This is a genomic window from Planktothrix prolifica NIVA-CYA 540 (genome assembly GCF_963864145.1).
GTDB classification, from domain to species: Bacteria; Cyanobacteriota; Cyanobacteriia; order Cyanobacteriales; family Microcoleaceae; genus Planktothrix; species Planktothrix agardhii.
The window spans coordinates 1,088,055-1,109,589 of record NZ_CAWLTW010000001.1; the positions used below are offsets into that span (position 1 = coordinate 1,088,055).

14 protein-coding genes and 1 pseudogene are annotated in these 21,535 nt (G+C 41.7%); 10 read left to right on the top strand and 5 right to left on the bottom strand.

Features of this window, described 5'->3' with window-relative positions:
- Positions 1 to 45 precede the first annotated feature (45 nt).
- The 3 genes from AC559H_RS05045 to AC559H_RS05055 all read right to left on the bottom strand — a co-directional run bounded on the left by AC559H_RS05045 (position 46) and on the right by AC559H_RS05055 (position 4,314).
- On the bottom strand, positions 46 to 1,323 hold the full coding sequence (locus AC559H_RS05045) for a TIR domain-containing protein (protein WP_051319799.1): 1,278 nt from the start codon (positions 1,321 to 1,323) through the stop codon (positions 46 to 48).
- Between the two features lie 15 nt (positions 1,324 to 1,338).
- Complete coding sequence (locus AC559H_RS05050; protein ID WP_026793915.1) at positions 1,339 to 3,456, bottom strand: caspase family protein; 2,118 nt, start codon at positions 3,454 to 3,456, stop codon at positions 1,339 to 1,341.
- Between the two features lie 291 nt (positions 3,457 to 3,747).
- Complete coding sequence (locus AC559H_RS05055) at positions 3,748 to 4,314, bottom strand: helix-turn-helix domain-containing protein (RefSeq protein ID WP_051319800.1); 567 nt, start codon at positions 4,312 to 4,314, stop codon at positions 3,748 to 3,750.
- A gap of 295 nt (positions 4,315 to 4,609) precedes the next feature.
- Here AC559H_RS05055 and AC559H_RS05060 point away from each other — a divergent pair, with 295 nt between their 5' ends.
- The 6 genes and pseudogenes from AC559H_RS05060 to AC559H_RS05085 form a co-directional block, all read left to right on the top strand.
- Complete coding sequence (locus AC559H_RS05060; protein ID WP_026793916.1) at positions 4,610 to 5,662, top strand: C39 family peptidase; 1,053 nt, start codon at positions 4,610 to 4,612, stop codon at positions 5,660 to 5,662.
- Between the two features lie 62 nt (positions 5,663 to 5,724).
- On the top strand, positions 5,725 to 6,267 hold the full coding sequence (locus AC559H_RS05065; protein WP_148292196.1) for a hypothetical protein: 543 nt from the start codon (positions 5,725 to 5,727) through the stop codon (positions 6,265 to 6,267).
- A gap of 82 nt (positions 6,268 to 6,349) precedes the next feature.
- Positions 6,350 to 6,991, top strand: a complete 642-nt coding sequence (locus AC559H_RS05070) for a lysozyme (protein ID WP_202806333.1) — start codon at positions 6,350 to 6,352, stop codon at positions 6,989 to 6,991.
- A gap of 73 nt (positions 6,992 to 7,064) precedes the next feature.
- Positions 7,065 to 9,179, top strand: a complete 2,115-nt coding sequence (locus AC559H_RS05075; RefSeq protein ID WP_026793919.1) for a caspase family protein — start codon at positions 7,065 to 7,067, stop codon at positions 9,177 to 9,179.
- A 128-nt stretch (positions 9,180 to 9,307) separates the two neighbouring features.
- Positions 9,308 to 13,969 (top strand): nSTAND1 domain-containing NTPase, encoded by a 4,662-nt coding sequence (locus AC559H_RS05080; RefSeq protein WP_051319801.1) that lies wholly within the window; start codon positions 9,308 to 9,310, stop codon positions 13,967 to 13,969.
- A gap of 11 nt (positions 13,970 to 13,980) precedes the next feature.
- Positions 13,981 to 14,496: pseudogene (locus tag AC559H_RS05085) on the top strand (cytochrome P450); the annotation flags it as partial.
- 68 nt (positions 14,497 to 14,564) lie between these two features.
- Here AC559H_RS05085 and AC559H_RS05090 read toward each other — a convergent pair.
- Positions 14,565 to 17,462 carry a S8 family serine peptidase gene (locus AC559H_RS05090; protein ID WP_052349311.1) on the bottom strand — a complete coding sequence of 966 codons (2,898 nt, stop codon included), beginning with the start codon at positions 17,460 to 17,462 and terminating at the stop codon, positions 14,565 to 14,567.
- 730 nt (positions 17,463 to 18,192) lie between these two features.
- Here AC559H_RS05090 and AC559H_RS05095 point away from each other — a divergent pair.
- From AC559H_RS05095 to AC559H_RS05105, 3 genes are all read left to right on the top strand, one after another.
- Positions 18,193 to 18,375, top strand: coding sequence for a CsbD family protein (locus AC559H_RS05095; protein WP_026793921.1), 183 nt, complete (start codon positions 18,193 to 18,195; stop codon positions 18,373 to 18,375).
- Positions 18,376 to 18,610: 235 nt separating this feature from the next.
- Positions 18,611 to 19,024, top strand: a complete 414-nt coding sequence (locus AC559H_RS05100; RefSeq protein WP_148292197.1) for a hypothetical protein — start codon at positions 18,611 to 18,613, stop codon at positions 19,022 to 19,024.
- 52 nt (positions 19,025 to 19,076) lie between these two features.
- Positions 19,077 to 19,232 carry a lmo0937 family membrane protein gene (locus AC559H_RS05105; protein WP_148292198.1) on the top strand — a complete coding sequence of 52 codons (156 nt, stop codon included), beginning with the start codon at positions 19,077 to 19,079 and terminating at the stop codon, positions 19,230 to 19,232.
- Between the two features lie 170 nt (positions 19,233 to 19,402).
- Here AC559H_RS05105 and AC559H_RS05110 read toward each other — a convergent pair whose 3' ends face one another.
- Complete coding sequence (locus AC559H_RS05110; protein WP_026793922.1) at positions 19,403 to 20,071, bottom strand: cadmium resistance transporter; 669 nt, start codon at positions 20,069 to 20,071, stop codon at positions 19,403 to 19,405.
- Between the two features lie 165 nt (positions 20,072 to 20,236).
- Here AC559H_RS05110 and AC559H_RS05115 point away from each other — a divergent pair, with 165 nt between their 5' ends.
- Positions 20,237 to 21,523, top strand: coding sequence for an aliphatic sulfonate ABC transporter substrate-binding protein (locus AC559H_RS05115; RefSeq protein WP_051319819.1), 1,287 nt, complete (start codon positions 20,237 to 20,239; stop codon positions 21,521 to 21,523).
- Positions 21,524 to 21,535 lie beyond the last annotated feature (12 nt).

A 21,535-nucleotide genomic window follows, 5' to 3' on the forward strand; every position in this document is an offset into this window, starting at 1 on the left:
GTATAAGGGCATTTTCACCCAATCACCAGCTTTTTTAAACTAAAATCAGCCCTGTCTCCCCCCTGACAATTGTTTCAATTGGTAAACTAATCGCTCAATATTAGTATCAAATTCATCCTCATCGGCCATATCTAATAAAAAGAGAATGCGTAACCCTAATCGGGGCGTACATTCTTCCCGCATTACGGGTATTAACCGATACTTGCTTTCTTCTAACCCTAAATGCTGGGCGATTAAGTTCTCAAATTCGCCATAGCTGCTTTCCAAGTAATGGGGAGAAAGAACAACAACAGTATAGCGACTTTGCTGGATTGCTTTTTCTACGCTGGTAATTAAAGGAACTCCCAGGGGGAACCGAGAATCAATCGCCACCCTCAGTCCTTGGGACTCTAAAGCGGGTAACAACGTCTTACGAACCCAGGTTTTATCGGCATCCTTAGCCAAATAACTGATAAAAACATCATAAGCATAGTCATCATTGGGTAAAGTTGTCGGTAGGGGTGTGGCAGCTTTACCACCTAAATAAAGGGCAATCGGAAAATTTTCTTCAATTTCTGCCTTGAGAATCGGATGTTGATTCGGGAAATTTTGGGTAACTTTGGGTTGTAAATAACTGAATAAATCTAGAATCCGAATTACCCCTCCAGGGGCAATCACTCCTCCTTGAAGTCCCTCTAATAAGTATTGAGTAAAAAGGCTATTCTTAGCACCGGATAAGATATAAGATTGTTCACTACTGCGGGAAGACGCTAATATCACTCGTCCTCGTCCTTGTTTAAGAACATCATAGTAACTTTCCGGTAAACCTGTTTTGATTTCAGCGGCATCAACGTCTTTCGGTTGACCGATACCCCCCGCATGGCAACAATCAAAAATAACCACTAATTTTTGAGCAGGAATGGCACGTAACGCTTCAGTAAATTGGGTTCCAGAAATAGCGGTTTCAGCTAATACTGCTTCTGAGGTGAAATCCGTATCAACGGGTAACAAGTATTCCCCTGAGTATGAACCGGATTTTAACTGTCCTCCATGACTGGAAATATAAATAAAAACCGTCGAATTAAGGTTACTCTCTTGGACGAGTTTAGCCAAGGCTTGAAGTAAATTTTGTTGAGTGGCTTCACTATCTAATAATAATTGTACCTGATCAGGTTGATAACCACAATGTTGCGGACTAATTAACAGTTGATAAATATCCTGGGCATCTTTCAGAACCGTTTCGGGAAGCGGTTTTATATTCTGATAGTTGGCAATTCCCACAACTAAAGCATGGGTACTGCTCATCATCGATTGATTAATCGTTATTGGAGTTAGATTTTTCATGAATAAACGCCTATTCTATTGGTTAACAATGCTGACAACAATTTGTTCGGTAATCCATTCACTAGCAGGGGATCTGACGGGAGTTAAATTTTTAGCTGGAGGGTGAGATGCAGCAACCGCAGCTAAGAGTTCTTCCAAGGGATTTTCTGTTGTTTTGCCAACTGGATAAAAAATAGGTTGATCGAGAGAAGGTAATTCTAACCAATGGAAATCTGTTGCACCAAAGGTGGCAAATACCTTCAGAATATCTTGTGCTTCTTCGTATCCATCCGGTAAATTAGCATAAAGTGGAAGAGTTTCCTCTTGTCCCGGATCAAAGGTGATAAAATTTCCACTTTCAGAAGGATAGACTTGAGTAATTGCCCAATCTGCTTGTAGATTCAAAATGGTAATATTGAGAGGTTGAGAGGAATCATTTCGGATACGAATAAATGCCCATTCATTTACTTTGAGAGTGGGTGTATTTCCAGGGTCATCAAGCGGTTGGGGTTCTGGAGCTTCTGTGGGATCGTAATTCGATTGTTTTCCGATTATTTCTAAAGTCAATGCCAGTTTAGTTCCTGGTACATTTGAGCGATGATAATAGTTATTAAGTTCTTGAGTCGCTCGATATTTCGCTAAATGAACTAAACGCTTGACTACAGTTGCCGCTGCATCAATGTCATTTATGTTTAAAGAAGGTCGTAAGTTGGCAATAGGAGTGGTAGTCGGATCACAAATTTCATACTCACCTTTTTGGTTAATGATAATTTGATAATCGGCTGTTTCCTCGTTAGAACTTAACTCAATCCAACCGTTCCCAATGGACAGTGCTTCTTTAACTGCTTGCAACGCTTGATACTGTTTTTGATAAACATCTGAAGGTAACTGATCTGTTTGTATTCCTTCTGTTTTTTCAATCAAACGAACTTTTCTAACTAATTTAATCGATTTGGGATTAATTAAGACAGCTTGTGCCGCTTGTTCAATGGGTTGAGACCGAAACGTTTCTTGAATTGCAGCCCAAGATTCGGTTCCACCGAGTTCGGTAATTTCTACTAACGCTAATCGCTGGCTAACATCAGTTAAATCCGTTATTCCTGGCGGATAAATTAGAAATTGTGAACCTTTTGCTAATCCTTGAACTTGCCCGCCATTGAGCAAAATTCCTTTTTGTGGGTTGATTTGTTTAACATTAATGGCATATTGTAGGGAAATGCGATCGCTTCCAAACACTAAACGATTGCCTTCTCCCTGAAGTTGTGGGGTTTGTCGTTGAAATTGGCTATTAATTTTGGCAAGCAGGCGATCATGAAGTGCCTTATAAGTTAACCCTGGTGTTAGGGAATTCAGAGAATCTAACAACCAATAGGTCAGCGCACCATTGCGTTCTTTGCCATTGAAAGCATATTCAAAGGCAGATTCATTAGAACGACAAGCCGCCAATAAAACATAACCTTGGGGTTGAGGTAGCCATCCACTTCCTAATTGAAAATTACGGGTTTGGGATTGAGTTAAGGTTTGCCAAGTTTGGGTTAATTCTTGATCGGAAGCAACTAAACTTTCAATAGGACGAGGAGTGTTATCAATCGTATCTAATCCTCGAATTTGAGCATCATTTCCTTTGGTAGCACCCCCGGAATGACAGCTATCTAATATCACGGTTACGACTAATTGTTTATCCACCATTCTTTCTAAGAGTTTAGCGATTTCAATATCCCGCAAATATCGGGCGCTGGAGTTGCCAATATCGGTGGGAACCAGCGCTTCATCAATGCCATTTTTTCCCTTGAGTTGGGGGTAGTTTGTGGGTGTGCGACCCCCATGACCAGAATAGTGAATATAAACTTGATCTCTAGGTTGGGCAATTTCGGTGAGACGCTTGAACATCGCCACCATGTTTTTGTAGGTTGGCCATTGTTCTATGGGTTCTGCGGGTTCGGGTTTGCCACTGTTAGAGGCGGTCAGTTTAAAAATCTGTTCCGGTGACATTTTTAACTTTGCTTTGAGGAAGTCTTCTACGTGGTTAATGTCACGCACGCACCCACCCAGATTACTGTAGGAACTACCATCTGATAATCGATTCGGCAAGTAGTAGTCTATACCAATGAGTAAGGCATATAGTTTGTTAGTTGGATGAATTATATTTGTCATTTTCTCCAGATTTTTTATGGATAATCTTAGATGAAAGATAAAGATATCCCTCTTCTGTCACTCTCCGAGAGGTCAATCTCTAGAAGCTAGGGTTTGAGTAGCAACTGTGCGAAAAGTGCCGTTAAGCCCAAAACTCATTTATATCAGTAGTTTAAGATGTTAACATTTCTAACGTTTTGTATCTTGAAAAATGTACCAGTTTAACTATAGTTAAACTGGTACAGCTTTTGTGTACGGCACAGTAAGGCTTTGAGGCTTTAAAATTTCAGACAGATCAATTGGTACAGGTTTTTAGATGCGATCGCAATATTCAAAATGGCTAATTAATTCCTTAGCGTAAGTTTCTGTACGACTGCTCACTTCACCCCACAGTAGAGACGTTTTACCCATTTCTTGAGGAGCCTTAATCCGCACCAAAGCTCCTGGTTTACTAATTTCTGCATAAACTTGTTCCTCAATCGCAGAGCGTTTTATATAAAACGGCGAACCCAGAGCAACGGCTCCATTGGGAAAGCAAGGAGAACAATCTGGTAAGGGAGTTACAGACAAGCTGACAGGCTCTGGGCTGGGTAAGGTTTCCTCTGGTATTTTCCAGGCGGCAACATAAGGCTCCAACAGCAATCGGCAGTTTTTTTTAGTAACTCGTTGGCCAATAATTTCAGAAAGTCGTCGGAATAACTCAGGCGCAACCACATTGGTAAAGTAACCAGGACTGTAACCCGCTTCTTCAGCAACGAGGTTATAGGTTTTATATTCCCAAATACCTCGCAGAATCAGATCTTCAGCAGTATTTAGAGGAGGATTGTGACTGTCAATCAGGCTCCGGTTAACGATTTCAAGGACAACATCTAAGTTCATCTTTATTCACCCTTAGAGACTATCGCAGATTCTATACTTCTGGCTAATTCCCCAAATCCATTGCCCAATGGATTTCTAAGATTTAGTGGTGAGTTGTTTACAACAGGCTTGTAAATTGGCTTAACCCTAAATCAAATATTCTTTCATCAGCCAGTATACGTAAGTATAGCCTCATTACCGATTACCATGAGCTTTTCTATGAGGTTTGGGTGAAGTGTGTTATGATGTTTTTTATCAGAAATTATTGTACAGATAAATCCAACACCAAAATCAATCTTTTAGTTAAGGAAAAAAAATGGATCTGCAATCTTTCGTAGAAGCCAATCTTAAATATGACTTCTATCGTCTTCAACAAGATCAAGACTTAAGTTCACAAATTCAGGAAATTTTGATTAATCAAGGGTTTCTTTACCCCAACGTAGAAGATGTCTTTGATAATGTGTCTATTGCAGCTTTGCAGCGATTTCAAAACCTAAAGCGCTGTTATGAACCCGAATTTTTAGGAAGCAGAACGGCTCAAGAATTGCTTGAATCTGATCAAGTTGCAGCACGAGGCGGAGAAAGTGTGCCACTCATTCAGGTTCACATTATCAAAGATACTCTCCTAAAAACAAAACCCTTACAATCTGATACCCTACAAGCGAGCGAAAAACAAGAGATCAAAGTCGGTAAACCCCTTAATATCACATCATTTGAGGTGGAGCGTGGTCATTTAAAAATTACCTTAGCAGATACACCTATTAACAACAGTTGGACTTGGTATATTTTTGGAGAACACGCCGAGGTTTTAGAAGGCAATACTAAAGTTTATCCAAAACGCAACGAAATTAAATTGCCAGTCCCTTACAAATCTCAAAATGATAACTTACAGAACCCGTCGGGTTCCTGTAATGTTACCTCAATTGCCATGTGTTTAGAATATCTCAAAATCTCCCGTAAACAAAGTCAAGGACAGTTTGAGGATGAGCTTTATCAATATGCGTTAGATCAAGGATTAAGTCGCCATTTGGGTGATGATCTGGCTGTGATTGTTCGTGATTATGGAGCCAAAGATAAGTTCACAACAACAGCAACCGTTGAACAGGTAAAAGATTGGTTAGCTAATGGAAATCCAGCCGTTGTACATGGCTTTTTTACTCGAAGTGGGCATATTATCGTCTTAGTTGGATATGACAACAAAGGATTTATTGTTCACGATCCCTATGGAGAATGGTTTGCAGAAGGTTATGATATCAATGACCCCCACGGCAACAATCAAAAAGGTAAATTTCTTCATTATTCCTACGGCATGATTAAAGATACCTGCATTCCCGACGGACAGTTTTTCGTACATTTTATTTCTCGTTAGAGAGCTTCAAGTTCTTTATTTTCTCTAATAGAACTGATGAATTTTGTTTAAAGGAAAAATTGATGATGATCAGTGATGAATTTGCCAAACAGCTAATAGAACTTGATGAAGAGACTCTCAAAGCACAACTCGCCATTCAGGAACAAGAACTCGCCAACGAATCAACCTCTCGTTCTGCTTCTTCGTTAGAAAGTTTAGAAGAGGCGTTAATTGCAACGCCTAGAGGCGGGTTTGATCAAGAAACTATTAAAGCCGGCGATCGCTTCTTCCAAAAACTCAACGTCAAAGCTTATCAATTGATGTGTAGCGATTTGTTTGATGATCAGGAATTGAAGCAGAAAATCCTAGTGGCTTACAAAGAAAATTCAGAGAAAGCCGCTGCGTTGTTAGCACCCATTTTAGCCAGTCATTTAGGGTTAGCTTCTTCGATCGCGGTTCTGCTGGCGGTGTTAATTGTCAAAACAATTTCTTCAGCCACTTCTGGGATATCATCAGCAACCTCTGAAACCGTTTGTGAACTTTGGAAAACTAAAGTTGATGAGTCTACCGAGTCCCCAACTTTATCTGCACCAGAAACGGTTTCTCCATCCGCGATCGCTACTTAATCAACTGGGTTTCTAACTCCCAGAAAATCACGCTGCAAACTCTAAACTACACCCTCAGATAACAATTATTAAGGAGAAAAAAATGAATCGGACACTCGAAATTTTCCCCGATGGTAACATTTACGAATATAAAGACGGTTTAGCCGTTAAAGTTATTCCGACTCACAAACAAGTCAAATTACTGCAAAAAGCCTTACTATTTACCCTCGCTGAAACCTTTACGGTTGCTTCTGCTGATCAAGTTCCTCCGGTTGTAACCGATAGTGCAACTCGTGGCGGAATGACCATTAATTCAGAAGGAGTTAACTTAATTAAATCCTTTGAAGGCTTAGAATTAGAAGCTTACCTAGATGCTGTTGATGTGTGGACAATTGGATATGGACACACCAAAACCGTAGAGCCTGGAATGGTGATCACAGAAGCAAAAGCGGAAGAATTACTTCGTCAAGATTTACAAGAATTTGAAGAAGCAGTTACAGAAGCAGTAGAAGTTTCAATTAATCCTAATCAATTCTCAGCCTTAGTTTCTTTTTGTTTTAATTTAGGTGCAGATTCTCTATTTCAATCTACGTTATTAAAGCTGTTAAACCAAGGAGACTTTCAAGGGACGGCGGATCAATTTCCTCGATGGAATAAAGCCGGAGGTCAAGTCTTAGAAGGATTAACCCGACGCAGAAAAGCCGAAAGAGCCTTGTTTTTAGGACAAGATTGGAAAGTTTTTTAAATGTTTAACTGTTGCCTCCACTTACTAATCAACATCAACGCCGTTCTTTATTAAACTCTAAAAGTTGAAAAATATGGCTAATCCAAGCACTGTAACTTCCTCTAATTTCCACGCCTTACTGATCGGAATCAATTGCTACCTACCTAATAAATTATCGGATGGTAGCTACTACAAGAACCTGAAAGGATGTGTCCGTGACATCAATGGTGTAGAGGCTTTTTTGAAAAACAGACTGCAAGTACCAGAAACGCAGATTATCAAACTAACAGCTTCTCATGTTGCAGGTTCCTCTGAACCATCGGAACCCAAAGAATTGTGGCCTACTTATGAAAATATAGTAGCCAAGTTTAAGGAAATTACTGAGAAGGCTCAACCTCAAGATCAAGTTTATATTCACTACTCAGGTCATGGGGGACGTGCAGCAACCATTTATCCCAACCTCAAAGGAGAGAATGGAGTGGATGAGTCCCTGGTTCCTACGGATATTGGCAACCCGGAAGCTCGTTATCTCCGAGACATAGAGTTAGCAAAACTCCTACAGGATATGGTCAAAAAAGGGTTAGTCGTTACAGTTGCTCTTGATAGCTGTCATTCTGGCGGAGCGTCCTCCCGAAATATTGCAGATAATTGTGATATTCGCCGAGCAGAAGGGGGTGATATTGACACAACACCACGACCCATAGAAAGTTTAGTCTCTTCTACGGATGAATTGGCTCAAACTTGGCAAAGTTTGCCACACAACAACAATACTCGCAACATTACCAGTAGTGGTTGGCTACCTGAACCCAAAGGTTATACTTTATTCGCAGCTTGTCGAGACAACGAGTATGCTTACGAGACGGATTTTGATGGAGAACGTCATGGAGCGTTAACTTACTGGCTGTTAAGATCTTTAGAGAAATTCGGAACAGGAGTTCCTGCCAAAATACTTCACAATCATATTTTCGGTAAAGTTCATAGCCAATTTGAAAAACAAACACCGATGTTGCAGGGAGAAAGCGATCGCAGTTTCTTCGGAAATGACTTCGCCTCCCCCGACTTAACGGTATCGGTGATCGAGGTTGATCTACAGAATAAACGGGTTAAGTTAAATGCGGGTCAAGCGCAAGGTTTGCGTAAAGGTGCAGAATTTGCTATCTATCCGGGTCTAGCAGATTTGAGCCAGATCGATCAGCGATTAGGATTAGTTGAAATTACAAAACTCGGTGGCGGAACTTCCTGGGCAACGATTACCGAAATGCTTGGACAGAGCAAGATAGAGGATATTGATTCGAGTGCTTGCGCGTTACTCCTGTCTCCGAATACCCAGCTTGTGCGTAAGGTTCGTTTATTAACGCTTCAGGAAAAAGATCAATCTTCAGAAATTGCATTGCAACCTGTTGAGTTGGCAATGTCAGAAGGTAAGGGGTGGATAGAATTAGTTTCTGGCAATGAAACTGTTGATTATCAGGTGTCTATCCAAGGGGATGAATATGTAATTCTGGATAGTGCTGGAGAACTTGTTGCTAATTTACGACCTGCTCTTAAAGTGGGTGATCCTCATGCGGCGATTACGGTGGTAAAACGCTTGGTGCATTTGTCTAAATATCGCGCCACTATAGACCTAGAAAATCATGATCCTCAGTCTCCTCTTAAAGGGAAAATCAAGGTAGAATTATGCGCTTTACCAGCTAATTACGAACCAGGCGATCCGCTGGAATTACGACCCTTTAATACTTCGGGTAATATACCTACTCTTGATGTCGATCAATTCGCTTGTTTGCGGATTCGCAATGAATCTTTTCAAACGCTGAATATTACTGTACTGGCAATTCAACCGGATTGGAGTATTCAAAAAGGCTACCCAACGGGTGCAGCTTTTCAACCTTTAGATCCAGGAGGTGAAATTCCCTGGCCACTTAAAACAAGCCTTCCTAACGGTTATCAGGAAGGGTTAGATATTCTTAAAGTGTTTGCCACAGTTGATGGCACTAGCTTTGACTGGTTAGAACTACCCCCATTAGATAAACCCATTCAACCTAAAAATGCTGGAAAAGCGACCACTCCCCTCGCCCAATTCTTAGCAACTTACTTTGCGAGTGAAGATGCACCGCCAACTAAAAATGTTAATTCTGCGGTTTCTGCTAGTTATGAATGGACAACAGAACAGGTCACACTTGTGGTTAAAAAAGGTGTAAGCATTTCCTAGTAATACCTGAAATTAAGTCAGCCGTAAGTTTAAATTTAAGGTGCATCTCAACGGCTGATTCTTAAAGCAAGTTTTTGTTTTTATATTCCCTCAAGTTTCTAGTTTTTAAGTCATTTGGAGAATCAGCAATGGTTTGGTCACTCAGTCAAACGAATTTTCAGCGCAACATCGCAGTCGTTATCGGCATCAACAATTATCAAAATGGAATTCACTCCCTGAAAACGGCTGTTAATGATGCTAAAGCGATCGCAGATCTTTTAGAAAAAGACTACAAGTATCAAAAAGTAATCCGATTATTTCCCGATGATCATAGCAAAGCTACATTGGGCGAAGCTACATTGGCAAAAATTAATCAACTCTTGTTTGACGAGCTTCCCAATAAAATTAAACCAACGGAAGGCGACAGACTCCTCTTCTACTTCGCCGGACATGGGATTACTCGTAATAGTGAAGATGGGCCAAAAGGCTTTTTAATTCCTCAAGATGCTAAGTCAGGAAAGCAGGAAACTTATCTACCCATGCAGGATTTAAACACTGCACTTTCTCAACTAAACTGTCATCATTTATTGGTGATTTTAGATTGTTGTTTTGCAGGAAATTTTCGCTGGTCTAGTAGTAGAAATGTTATTTCAGCCCCAGAAACAATTCATCGAGAGAATTATGACCGCTTTATTCGCTATCCTGCTTGGCAAGCTATTACCTCTGCTGCTTATAATCAAGAAGCTCTAGACCATTATACTGATAAACGCGGAATAGATCCTGACTCTCTGCATTCTCCTTTTGCTAAAGCTCTGATTGATCGCTTAACAGTTGATAGATCAAAAAAATATCTCAAAGCAGATTCAACGAGAGATGGTGTGATTACTGCTCTAGAACTTTATCTTTATTTGCGCGATCACTTAGTCAGTCAAGATGGTTATAGTGAATTGCAAACCCCTGGAATTTGGCCGTTAAAAAAGCATGACCGAGGCGAGTTTATTTTTACTTTACCCGGCTTTGTGCCAGATAAATTAATACCCGCACCCCCGTTAGATGCCTCAAAAAATCCCTACCGAGGCTTAGAAGCTTTTGACGAGAAACATAATGAATTGTTTTTTGGCAGAACTGAACAGGTCAAAAAGTTACAGGATTTTGTCAAAACTCATGCTCTTACAGTCGTGTTGGGTGCTTCCGGTTCGGGTAAATCTAGCTTAGTGAAAGCAGGATTAATTCCCCAATTACGACAAGATCAAACTGAGAAATGGTTGATTATACCCCCTATTCGTCCCGGTGAGACTCCCTTGCAAGCGTTAAATAATGCTTTGAAAGAGGCTCAATTTTCAGAAATTCAGCCACAACAACCGGAGAAGAACCTGGCTTGGAGTATTGAGGTTTGGGCTAAAAATAATCCCAACTCTAAGTTATTACTGTTTATTGACCAAAGTGAAGAAATTATTACCCTCTGTTCAAACGAGGATGTACGCAAAGAGTTTTTCCAACAAATATTAACAGCAATTGATGCCCATCGGGATAAATTACGGGTTGTATTAAGCCTCCGTTCTGACTTTGAACCCCAAGTCAGAGATACAGGTTTTAAGTTTATCCCTAAAGGTTATAGCGTCAAAAATACTGAGCTAAAAAATCGTTGGCAAAGCGGACGATTTATTGTTTCTCCGATGACCAGAGGGGAACTGCGCGAAGCTATTCAGAAACCCGCAGAAGCACGGGTGATGTTTTTTCAGCCTCCAGAATTGGTGGAGCAATTAATTGATGAAGTGGTGGATATGCCAGGAGCATTACCCCTAGTTTCTTTTGCGTTGAGTGAACTTTATCTCAAATATTTAAACCGACAATGGGAGGCACAAAACCAGGGACTAATTATTGAGCGGACGCTGACTCAAGAAGATTATCAAGAGTTGGGAGGAGTAATTCAATCACTGACTCAAAGGGCTGATGAAGAATATGAAGCGTTAGTGAAAGAAAATGCCACTTATGCCCAAATTATTTGTCATGTGATGCTGCGGATGGTTGCCCTTGGTAGAGATGAATTAACACGCAGACGAGTCCTGTTATCGGAACTAGAATATCCAGCCGAGAAGAAGAATTTAGCTAAAGCAGTCATTGAGCGGTTTACCAAGGCTCGGTTACTGGTTCAAGGACAAAATGCTGAGGGGAATCTCTATGTCGAACCTGCCCATGATGTTTTGGTGCGGGGTTGGCAAAAGTTGCTGGGCTGGAAGCAACAGGAGCAAGAAAGCTTATTACTACAACGACGGCTAACTCCAGCCGCGATAGAGTGGGATAGCCTTAGAAATAAGGAGAAAGAACAGCCAAAAGGGATTATAGACCAGACTGCTCCTATTTTGGATTGGGTAGATCTACGGCTTTTAACGGTCGAAAACTTAGTCAATAAAATTCCTGCTCAGTTTCCTAAACTGTTACGACAAGCTCAGAATCAGCAAGGGCAATCGAGAGAGAAACCCGTACAGTTTTTGTGGAATGCGAATCCTTATCTCGATGTATTGGATAAAGAACTCAAATCCAATGATCACTGGTTAAACCAGGTAGAAGCTGAGTTTGTGCAGGAAAGTGTTTTGCAAAAACGCCAGAATATTAGTTGGCGGTGGCGGATTGCGATCGCAGTTATGCTGGGATTAAGTGGGTTAACTATCTGGGCATTGATAAATCTTAGGCAATCAACGATAAACCAAATGCTGACTAATACTGAGTCCGCAGATGGTAACTTGCGCTCAAATCAACTGATTTTAGATGCCTTGGTCGATAGTTTATCGGCTGGAAAATCCCTTAAAACTAACTTGCTGTTAAAAGTTACCCCACCAAAAGAAGACGAACAAATTCAAGTAATTAGAACACTACGAAAGGCAGTTTATACAGTCCGAGAATACAACAGACAAGAAGGTTTTCCCAGTGGGGTTCAAAGTATTTTTTGGGCAAAAGAGGGTAGGCTACTGGTAGTTAGTACAGAAAATGATGGCACTGTCAGAGTCTGGGACAAACAAGCGAAAAAGTTAGCTGAGTTACCAGGAAATCAATACACAGTTACACAGGTAATTTTTAGTCCAAATGGTAGCCAACTCGCTATTGGCACAAACAAGGGTGCTATCCTGTTTTGGGATTGGGAAAATCAATCACAGGCGACAGTATTACAACAAAATAAATGTGAGAATGGGAATGACATTTCTAGTTCCGATTCATGTGGGATTACAAGCCTCAGTTTTAATCAGAATGGCCGTCAACTCGTTAGCGTTGGAGGTAACGGTATTGCTCGTTTGTGGGATTTATCTAACAACCAATCCCAAGAATTCCAAGTACCTCAGAACAAACAAGTACCTCACAACAAAATCGTAACTGCTGGTTTCCAGCCCAATGGTAAATTATTATTGGTTGCTACAACTCTGCTGGATGGTAAAACTGTCAGCGTGTTTAACTCATCTTTTCGAGAGTTAAGTAAAACCGAGCAGTTTCCAGTAAGCGTCGATAAAGTAATACTGAGTCCCAATGGTAAGGATATAGGAATTATCTACGGACAAGCTAGAAGCACCATGGGTAGTGAAAGTTATTTGTGGGATTGGCGACAACCAAATGACGCGCAAAAAGCGTGGACAAATTTGTTGGGTCGGAACGAGGATATTAGTTTTAGCCCAGATGGCAAAAAACTTGCTGCTACAGGATTCAATGACGGTACTATACGCTTGCGGGACTTAGACAGCACCATAATTAGTGAACTCAAAGGACATCAAGGTCAAATCGCCAATTTCAATTTTCGCTCAGATGGTAAAGTCCTTGCTACCGCCAGTGCTGATGGTACTCTCCGTCTTTGGGCTTTGGAAGAACAACAGCTAGGTCAATCACAAGAACTTCCAGACAAACTTAACAGTATTTCATTTAGCCCAGATGGCAAGCTGATAGCAACTCAAGCAATAGATGGAACTGTCCGCTTATTAGATTTATCCGGCCAGCTAGTGCAGCAGTTTAACAATCGATATCCTGTCTTTAATAGCCTGCGTTTTAGTGCTGATAGCAAGCAACTGGCAACCCTAAGCAACGAAGGAACTGTGGGCATATTAGATTTGTCGAGTCAGCAGCACAAAGAATTTGACGGAAAATATGACCCTGACAGTAACCTGAGTTTTAGTCCTAATGGTAAGCAACTAGCAGTTACTGGAAATGACAATAATAAAACAGTTTATTTGTTGGATGTATCTTCAGGCAAGCCAAATGATAAGTCGTTTCCTTATGAGGAAACTATTAGGATTAACAATGTGATTTGGAAATCAGACGACCAAATCCTATTAGCTGGCGTACAAGAAATAAGTAGAGCCTACAAGAGTATCGTATTGTTGGATGTAAAATTAGGAAAACAACTACAGACTATTACCGAAAATCTTGGAGCAGATGAATTTTCCGGTATCAGTTCTAACAAAGATGGTAGTTTAGCTGCCTTTGTCCAAGAAGACGGTACTGTCAGCTTGTGGTATTTGGATGGAACCAAGATGGGAGAATTTAAAGACCCCGATCGCAAAATCAAAAGCGTCATTTTGAGTCCCGACAGTAGTATGCTGGCTACCATTGGCGAGGACGGCACTACCAAGTTGTGGGAAATTGGTAAATTAGATGAACTACTTGCCAAAGGTTGCGATCGCGTGCGTGACTATTTGCAGAATAACCCTAATGTTAATGAGAGCGATCGCCATCTCTGCAAAGACGTTATTAGTGAGCCTGAAAAGCATGGGGAAATCAGCATGGGTAACAAAGTTTTAGTGCCAACTACTACGCATCCTTCTGTTTAGAAGTCGGTCAGCGTCCTGATATTATAGCAAAAATTAGAGCCGAACAACAACAATTTGATCCCACTCAACCGATTACCTTTGAAGATTTAAAATCCATGACCTATTTAGAACAGGTGATGAAAGAAGTATTGCGGTTTGTGCCTCCGGTTGGGGGTGGGTTTCGAGAAGTAATTCAAGATTGTGAATATAACGGTTATTTTATCCCCAAAGACTGGTCTATTTTATATCAAATTGCCAAAACCCATCAGGATGAAACGGTTTATTTTCAACCGCAAGAATTCGATCCTGAGCGGTTTAGTGAAACCCGCAATGAAGATAAACCTAAACCCTTTAGTTGGGTTCCCTTTGGTGGCGGAATGCGCGAATGTATTGGCAAAGAATTTGCTAAATTAGAGATCAAATTATTTGCGGCATTGTTAGTCAGAAATTATGATTGGCAACTGTTACCAAATCAATCTTTAGACTTAATTACAATTCCCACTCCCCGTCCCCGGGATGGTTTAAAAGTGCAGTTGAGACGTTTATAAAGTTAGGATAATGTTGTTGTGTTTAACCCAATTTTGATTAAGCATTAAACACAACAACACCGTTAGATTTAGGCTTGAATTAGAAATTGACTAGCTGTTAATACAGGTTTATTGGTTAAGGTTAGGAATTGACCTCCATTACCAAAACCTGCGGCTATGCCATTTTGATTGTAGAATAATCCTCCCGTCGCGGTATTATAAACAATATCAGCCGCACTGGTAGCAGCTAAGGCATCCGTTGTTACCTTGGCAAACTCACTGGCAACAGAAAACCCAGTTCCCGGAATACTACTAATACTGGTAAAGGTGGTTTTATCCAAGACAATTTTATCCCCTTGACCAATAGTAAAGTCAGTGATTGTATCCACACCCACCGCCGAAGTCGCAAAAGCAGCACTGGTATTGTAGATAAAACTATCAGCACCGAGTCCCCCGGTGAGAGTGTCATTAGCAGCACCACCACTGAGAGTATTATTAGCAGTATTCCCGGTAATAATATTAGCTACAGTATTCCCTGTACCGTTAATAGCAGTAATTCCGGTTAAGGTCAGGTTTTCAACTTCCCCAGGTAAGGTATAAGTTACAGAAGATTGGATTAAATCTGTTCCTCCAGAAGCTAATTCTGTAACAACATCTCCCGTATTATCGACAACGTAAGTATCGTTTCCTGTACCGCCTTTAAGTTGATCGGCTCCGGTACTGCCATTTAGGGTATTATTAGCGGTATTCCCGGTAATAATATTAGCTACAGTATTCCCTGTACCGTTAATAGCAGTAATTCCGGTTAAAGTCAGGTTTTCGACTTCCCCAGGTAAGGTATAAGTTACAGAAGATTGGATTAAATCTGTTCCTCCAGAAGCTAATTCTGTAACAACATCTCCCGTATTATCGACAACGTAGATATCGTTACCTGCACCGCCTTTGAGTTGGTCGGCCCCCAACCCTCCATTCAAACTATCGTTCTCAGTGCCACCATTAAGGATATCGTTTCCAGCTAATCCACTGAGGGTGTCGTTACCGGCGAATCCATTCATGACATCTGCATTGGCAGTTCCGGTTAAGTTATCATTGCCAGCAGTGCCATTAATGCAAAGAGATGCGATCGCGGCATCTGCCCGAATTAAGCCCGTGCCCGTGAGAAAGTCATACCCAGGGGTATTCATGTCAACCGCGGTACTCTTCAGCGCGTTGTAAATCTGGGTATTGGTCGCGCTAGGAACTGTTTGACGGATTAAAGCGGCTGCACCCGCAGCGTGGGGGGCGGCGGCTGATGTGCCAAAGAAGGGGTTTAATCCGCTACTACTCGGAAGGGTGGTAACGACTCCATCGGGTGCGGTAATCGCGGGTTGATTGCGTATAATCGGTGTTGCCAGTCGGTTACCCGCCTTATCGAACAGAATTCGCGTACCACCGAGGGAGGTGAATGGCTCGGCTACAGGCGGATTCGTGCCAAAGGCGGGAGTTTTTTGATAATAAGCCGCAGCTACACCCTGTCCGTTCGCGGATTGATTGTGTCCGAAGGACGTTGAACTATTGGTCGCGAATTGATAGATGGTAGTATGAGATTTGGTAAAATCAACATATTTGATTTTGGAGGGGTTGGGGCCTCCTGCGGGGTTATACTTGGCGATCGCTAGGTATGCTGTACCAGTTCCCTGTATGTTACAAAACTCGAAAGGATCGCCGCCAACGTTATTATCAATGCTAGAAGCAATTAACTGATCTGGCGTACCATCACCATTGCTATCAGCGTACAGGAACATATCCAAGTCGTTTTGTGAACCTGCCCCAGTCGTGCTAGCCGAAGCAAAGGGCTGATCCCATTGCAGGGCAGGTGTAAATACTCCGTTGTTCAGGGTGATTTTTTGGAAAATATTTACGGCCCCACTGGGATCGAAGTCGTGGTAGGTTAAAACGCCGATGGTTTGACCAGGAGTGAAAGCGCTTTCATAGGATTGACGGGCGAGATTAGCTGCCGAAGAAAAGTAGGCAACGCCGGTGGATGCAACTTGATCAACTGCCTGCGTTACGATTCCGTCCTGGAAAAAAGGCTCCTGGGGATAACCGATATCATCGACAATCACCTTTGCCCCCGCCCCACCCGAGGCAACAGGTTTTGCCAAATTGATAATCCCATTGGCAAAGCCCGCCATTCCCGCAAAGGCAGTGTTGAAAGCAAGTTTCGCCCCCGGCGCTACATCGTGGACGATCTGTAGCATCGCCCGCCCTTCATCGGAACCGCCTGATGGTAAATCTTGTAACACGATCACACCAGAGGGCAAATCTCCAGTAGCAACATCACTAGCCGCCCCCCCTAAGTTGTTGTAACTATCCGAGAGAACACCCACCGTGATCCCCGCACCATTCACGCCATAGGTCGTGCGGGCGATGTCCGAGCGTTGCGCTTGATCGCCCTGACTGGTGACGGAACCAACGTTAGTGATCGGTTCCGAGGTGGTAGTGCCAATGTTGTCCAACTGATTGGCAATGTCCGAGCTTTGCGCTTGATCGCCTTGACTGGTGACTGAATCCGCGTTAGCGATCGGTTCGGAGGTAGTAGTGCCAATGTTGTCCAACTGATTGATGATAGGCTTGTAGGCGGGACGAACAAACCGCAAACTAGACAAAGCCGCGACCTCATCTAGGGCATTGATGGGAATCACTCCTGAAATTACCCGTCCGAAAACAGAGGATTGCTGGAGTCCTAGTGCTTTTAAGTCAGACAATAATTGCGCTGAGTCAGTATCCGCCACTGCCTCAATTGCTACGCTACTCCCAATTACCTGTAGAGATGACTCTGGCTTTAGAGATGACGAGTTGACTTGACTGTTGAGCGGATCGACACCTGTAAATAATTCAGATAAGTCAGAGCTAAGTTTGCTTAATTGCCCTTCTTTCGACGATTTAACCAAGTTTTGCAAGGCTAAAAAACCAGATGGGACTTCTGAGCTAAAATTTGTAACCATGATGATTCTACTCCTATACTCACAATGAACTTGTGGGAATAAACTTGGGCACAAATGCTATTCACTCTAGCCTTAGATCAAGCCTGGACAAGCATTAAGCAGAAGTTGATACACTAAATCAAAGTCATTTCCAAATCTTTATCTTTCGTCTCCATGACGACCCGGCTCCCTTACTGATAATGGACTTCCGACATCAATCACACGTTCAGCAACTGAGGCTCCCTGAAACGAGGGTACAAAACAAACCGGACAGCGATCACACGGATCGGATCATGTCCAACTGTTCCTGTGAGCCTTTCTTTCTTTATTCAATTGTAATTATATAGTCTGAATCTTGACTCGGAGTTAAATTTGTTACTAAACGTTACAAAAAAGAGTTAGATTCACGCTTGAATTAGAAATTGACTAGCTGTTAAGGCAGGTTTATTAGTTAAGGTGAAGAATTGACCTCTATTACCAAAACCTGTGGCTGTGCCATTTTGATTGTAGAATAATCCTCCCCTTGCACTGTTATCAACAATATCGCCTGCTTTCAGACCTGGGAATTTGGGTTCTATCTGGGAATGGATGAGATTCTATTCCCTATGGTATATCTTTTGTATGAATTGATAAAAACGAAATCAATTTATAAAAAGGCTACTACAATAAAAATATGAAATTTATTAACAGGGTTGTTAAGTCTGCTCAGATTAATAAATATCAGATTCAGCAAATTCAATAAGGAGCCGATATGAGTTTAAAAAATAGAGAAAAAGCCACCGCCAAAAATGTCACAGGCAAGGTTCAAGAAGCCGTAGGCAACCTAACTGGAGATCCTAAAGATCAGGAAGAAGGTAAGGAAAAACAGGCAGAGGCAAAAGTGATTCATACCATTGAAGATGTGAAAGATGAATTAAAAGCCAAGCTCGACTAAAAGGCTATTTAACAAATAAATTTTGCCATTTTTGACACTTAAAGTCGATTTTAATTAATCATAAAATTGATAAAAATTTAATCTCAAAAATGGTATAGATTCCCTGCGTATTGACTTTTTTGGGGTGTTTCAACTGTGATCTACCCCCGTTTGAAATTTATATTTTTTGGTAGACTGACCAACGAATAAAAAACTCAATCATTTTTCAATTAATCAATTTTTTTGGGATATTAACATGATTTTACTTAGCAAAGTTCGTAAATTTCTGCTGTCTATTGGCGTGGTTGTTTTCATCTCCACTGCTATCATCTTTAGTTTGGCATCGGGATCAAGTTGGGCTGCAACTTCATCAACCCAGGGCATGAATCCACCGCAGACTCAAATTGCTATGATGGATCAAACGAAAGAGATGATCAATAATGTTAAGGATAAAGCCCAAGAAGCGATCGCTAACATCACAGATGATCTGAAAACTGATGTTGTTCAAAACGATCAGCAATTTGACGCCAACACCCAACAGGGGATTCTTGATAGTATTAAAAACCCTAACTACAAGCCGGGTGGAAAAACCAGCACCGCAGCAAAGCAAGACCGTGAAGCTATCAAAGGTGTAGAAGCTGATGTTCGTGATCTATTTAAGCCAGAATAGAATCACCGACTCAATCACATCATTAAATTTTATCTCAATAGAAGGAGAAAATATGTACAATCTGATCTGGAGTGCCGTTGGTGTACTACTCATCCTCTGGTTATTAGGATTCTCAGTTAATGTTGGAGGTGGCTTAATCCATATTCTTTTGGTTTTGGCGCTGATTGCTATTATCTACAACGTACTGACCGGACGCCGTGTTGTCTAATGATTTGATAGACTAAATCCCCCCAACCTTACTTGGGTCAGGGGGGAAGTAGAACTCGGGATTAGACGAATCCGATTTTATGGGAATGGCAGCAACTATAAATTTTAATTAAGGAGATTGTAATGGGTAATGGGTAAAAATAAATTTTTAACACCCATCAAATAAGATAGCTATATATTCGGTAAAAAAAGACGATAGGATTCACTATCTATCAGAATTCTAAAACCCAGCCACATTAGGACAAAGGGAAATATTTTGCCGGCATAACGACTCAGGACGACGGCGATACCCGGTTGACGAGTCAGATTATAGGAGAGAAATAGCCAGCAGCAAACTACTAAATATAAAATCGGGATCATCACCGCTAGATTTTGGATACTGCTACTTGCAAATAGGGGAATATAGATCCCCAAATTGTTTCCACCATTGGAAATGGTAACGGCGGAAACACTGTAGGTTTGGCGATTGCGAATTACGTCCCAGATCGATCGTTTTCGAGAATCAAATCCTCGATATTTAGCGTTTATTTTCAAGTTAGCTGACTTATCCGCGGCGGAATCATCCTTATTCAAGTTGATCAAATTATTCAGACCAATCAGTATCGGTAGAATCCCCAATAATCCGATCCAAGCCGAGTCAATCACCAGTCCCACAAAGAAACCAATCAAACTGACTAGCACTAATGCGGTGAACCCAATAAGCTCACCTACTACAATATGTTTAGGACGAAAAGTCCGATTAACTTCACTAAAGAAGCCAGTCAGATAAATATTATCGTCAAAGGTTGTTGCTATGGCAACAGCTATCGCAACCTTAATTGTTTCAATTAACCAATCCATCACTATCCCTCACTCAAAATCTGTCTGATTACCGAAACTATAGAATAATTGCACAAGTCCTAATAATATATAAAGAGCGTTAAAAAGTCTAACACCCTGGCTACATTCTCGTATTTCCAATTCATCTAACAATGTCCATTATTTATATTTATCAAAGGAGTTATTATGATTAGCTATTTACGCGATATTTTGCCCAAATACAAAGACCAAAATCTTCTGAAACCATTCCGATCAATTCCTCGTAGATTCCTTATATCCAAGTTTGTAGTCCAGTTTGGCATCGGTCTTGCCTCAAGTTTGGTCTTGAGTCTAACCTTTAATAGTAATGTTGTTGCTACTCCTGAATCCGGCCATGTATTCTCCCCTCTAATCAGTCAGGTCAATCAGGCTAACCCACCGAAAAACTCAAGCATTCGGTTATTAGAAACGGTGGGATTGTTTGTCGGGGGGATCGTGTTTTGTATTGTTTTGGATCGTTGGTTTTCTAACCGCTCGGCGCACTCGGGTAACACACCCTTAGCCCAACAAGCGCGACGCCTCAAACAACTCAAAATCGGGTATCCAGAGGGAATGACCAATTTTGAAGTTCTTCGCAGTCAAGCCTTACTGGAAGAACGTTTGCGACCCTTTGGGCTAATTGTGACCTGGACAAGCTTTTTATCGGCATCGGCTCTGATTGAGGCCCTCAGTAACGGGACAATTGATTTTTGCGGGGGGGGTGGTACGGCCAGTATTTTCTCCCAGGCGGCGGATCATGTCTTTGTGCGGGTGGCCAAAGAAAAATATACTGCTCCCAAAGGTCAAGCGATTCTAGTCCCAGAGGATTCGCCAATTCAGACTATTGCTGACCTCAAGGGTAAGAAGATTGCCTTTGATAAAGGCTCCAGCGCGCACTATATATTGATCAAAGCATTGCGGAAAGTCGGACTCGATTTTAGCGATATTGACCCCATTTATCTGACCCAGCCCCAGGCGTTGCCCCTATTCCGACAGGGTGAAGTGGATGCTTGGGTGGTTTGGGTTCCCTACACACCCACTCAAGCCCGAAGTTCCTATCCAGGGCGTTCTATTGCTGACCTAGAAAGTATTTTTGGGGATAGGGCTTCTTTGGAGGTTCCCACCTATTACTATGCGATTCCAGAGTTAGTCCGAGACTATCCCGATCTATTAAAAGTGATTTTAGAGGAGGTAAATGAGGCGGGAGCCTGGGCTAAAAAACAGGAATTAGAAGCGACTCAACGTTTGCTAGATCAACACGAAATCGATCCATTTATCCTAGAAACTTTACAGAAACGGAGTGCTGAACGGGCGATTATCCCGATTGATGAACAATCCCTTGATGCCCTACAGCATCAGGCTAATTTGTTTCGGGATCTTGATCTGATTCCTGAGCGGGTGAATGTGAAGGATGGAACCTATAGTTTGCAGACTAAGCAAAACTGGACTTATTAATCCGACGTTGTT

Bases quoted from the DNA above. Each gene is read 5' to 3' on its own strand.
- AC559H_RS05045 (WP_051319799.1), bottom strand. From the start codon at position 1,323: ATGAAAAATCTAACTCCAATAACGATTAATCAATCGATGATGAGCAGT.
- AC559H_RS05050 (WP_026793915.1), bottom strand. From the start codon at position 3,456: ATGACAAATATAATTCATCCAACTAACAAACTATATGCCTTACTCATT.
- AC559H_RS05055 (WP_051319800.1), bottom strand. From the start codon at position 4,314: ATGAACTTAGATGTTGTCCTTGAAATCGTTAACCGGAGCCTGATTGAC.
- AC559H_RS05060 (WP_026793916.1), top strand. From the start codon at position 4,610: ATGGATCTGCAATCTTTCGTAGAAGCCAATCTTAAATATGACTTCTAT.
- AC559H_RS05065 (WP_148292196.1), top strand. From the start codon at position 5,725: ATGATGATCAGTGATGAATTTGCCAAACAGCTAATAGAACTTGATGAA.
- AC559H_RS05070 (WP_202806333.1), top strand. From the start codon at position 6,350: ATGAATCGGACACTCGAAATTTTCCCCGATGGTAACATTTACGAATAT.
- AC559H_RS05075 (WP_026793919.1), top strand. From the start codon at position 7,065: ATGGCTAATCCAAGCACTGTAACTTCCTCTAATTTCCACGCCTTACTG.
- AC559H_RS05080 (WP_051319801.1), top strand. From the start codon at position 9,308: ATGGTTTGGTCACTCAGTCAAACGAATTTTCAGCGCAACATCGCAGTC.
- AC559H_RS05090 (WP_052349311.1), bottom strand. From the start codon at position 17,462: ATGGTTACAAATTTTAGCTCAGAAGTCCCATCTGGTTTTTTAGCCTTG.
- AC559H_RS05095 (WP_026793921.1), top strand. From the start codon at position 18,193: ATGAGTTTAAAAAATAGAGAAAAAGCCACCGCCAAAAATGTCACAGGC.
- AC559H_RS05100 (WP_148292197.1), top strand. From the start codon at position 18,611: ATGATTTTACTTAGCAAAGTTCGTAAATTTCTGCTGTCTATTGGCGTG.
- AC559H_RS05105 (WP_148292198.1), top strand. From the start codon at position 19,077: ATGTACAATCTGATCTGGAGTGCCGTTGGTGTACTACTCATCCTCTGG.
- AC559H_RS05110 (WP_026793922.1), bottom strand. From the start codon at position 20,071: ATGGATTGGTTAATTGAAACAATTAAGGTTGCGATAGCTGTTGCCATA.
- AC559H_RS05115 (WP_051319819.1), top strand. From the start codon at position 20,237: ATGATTAGCTATTTACGCGATATTTTGCCCAAATACAAAGACCAAAAT.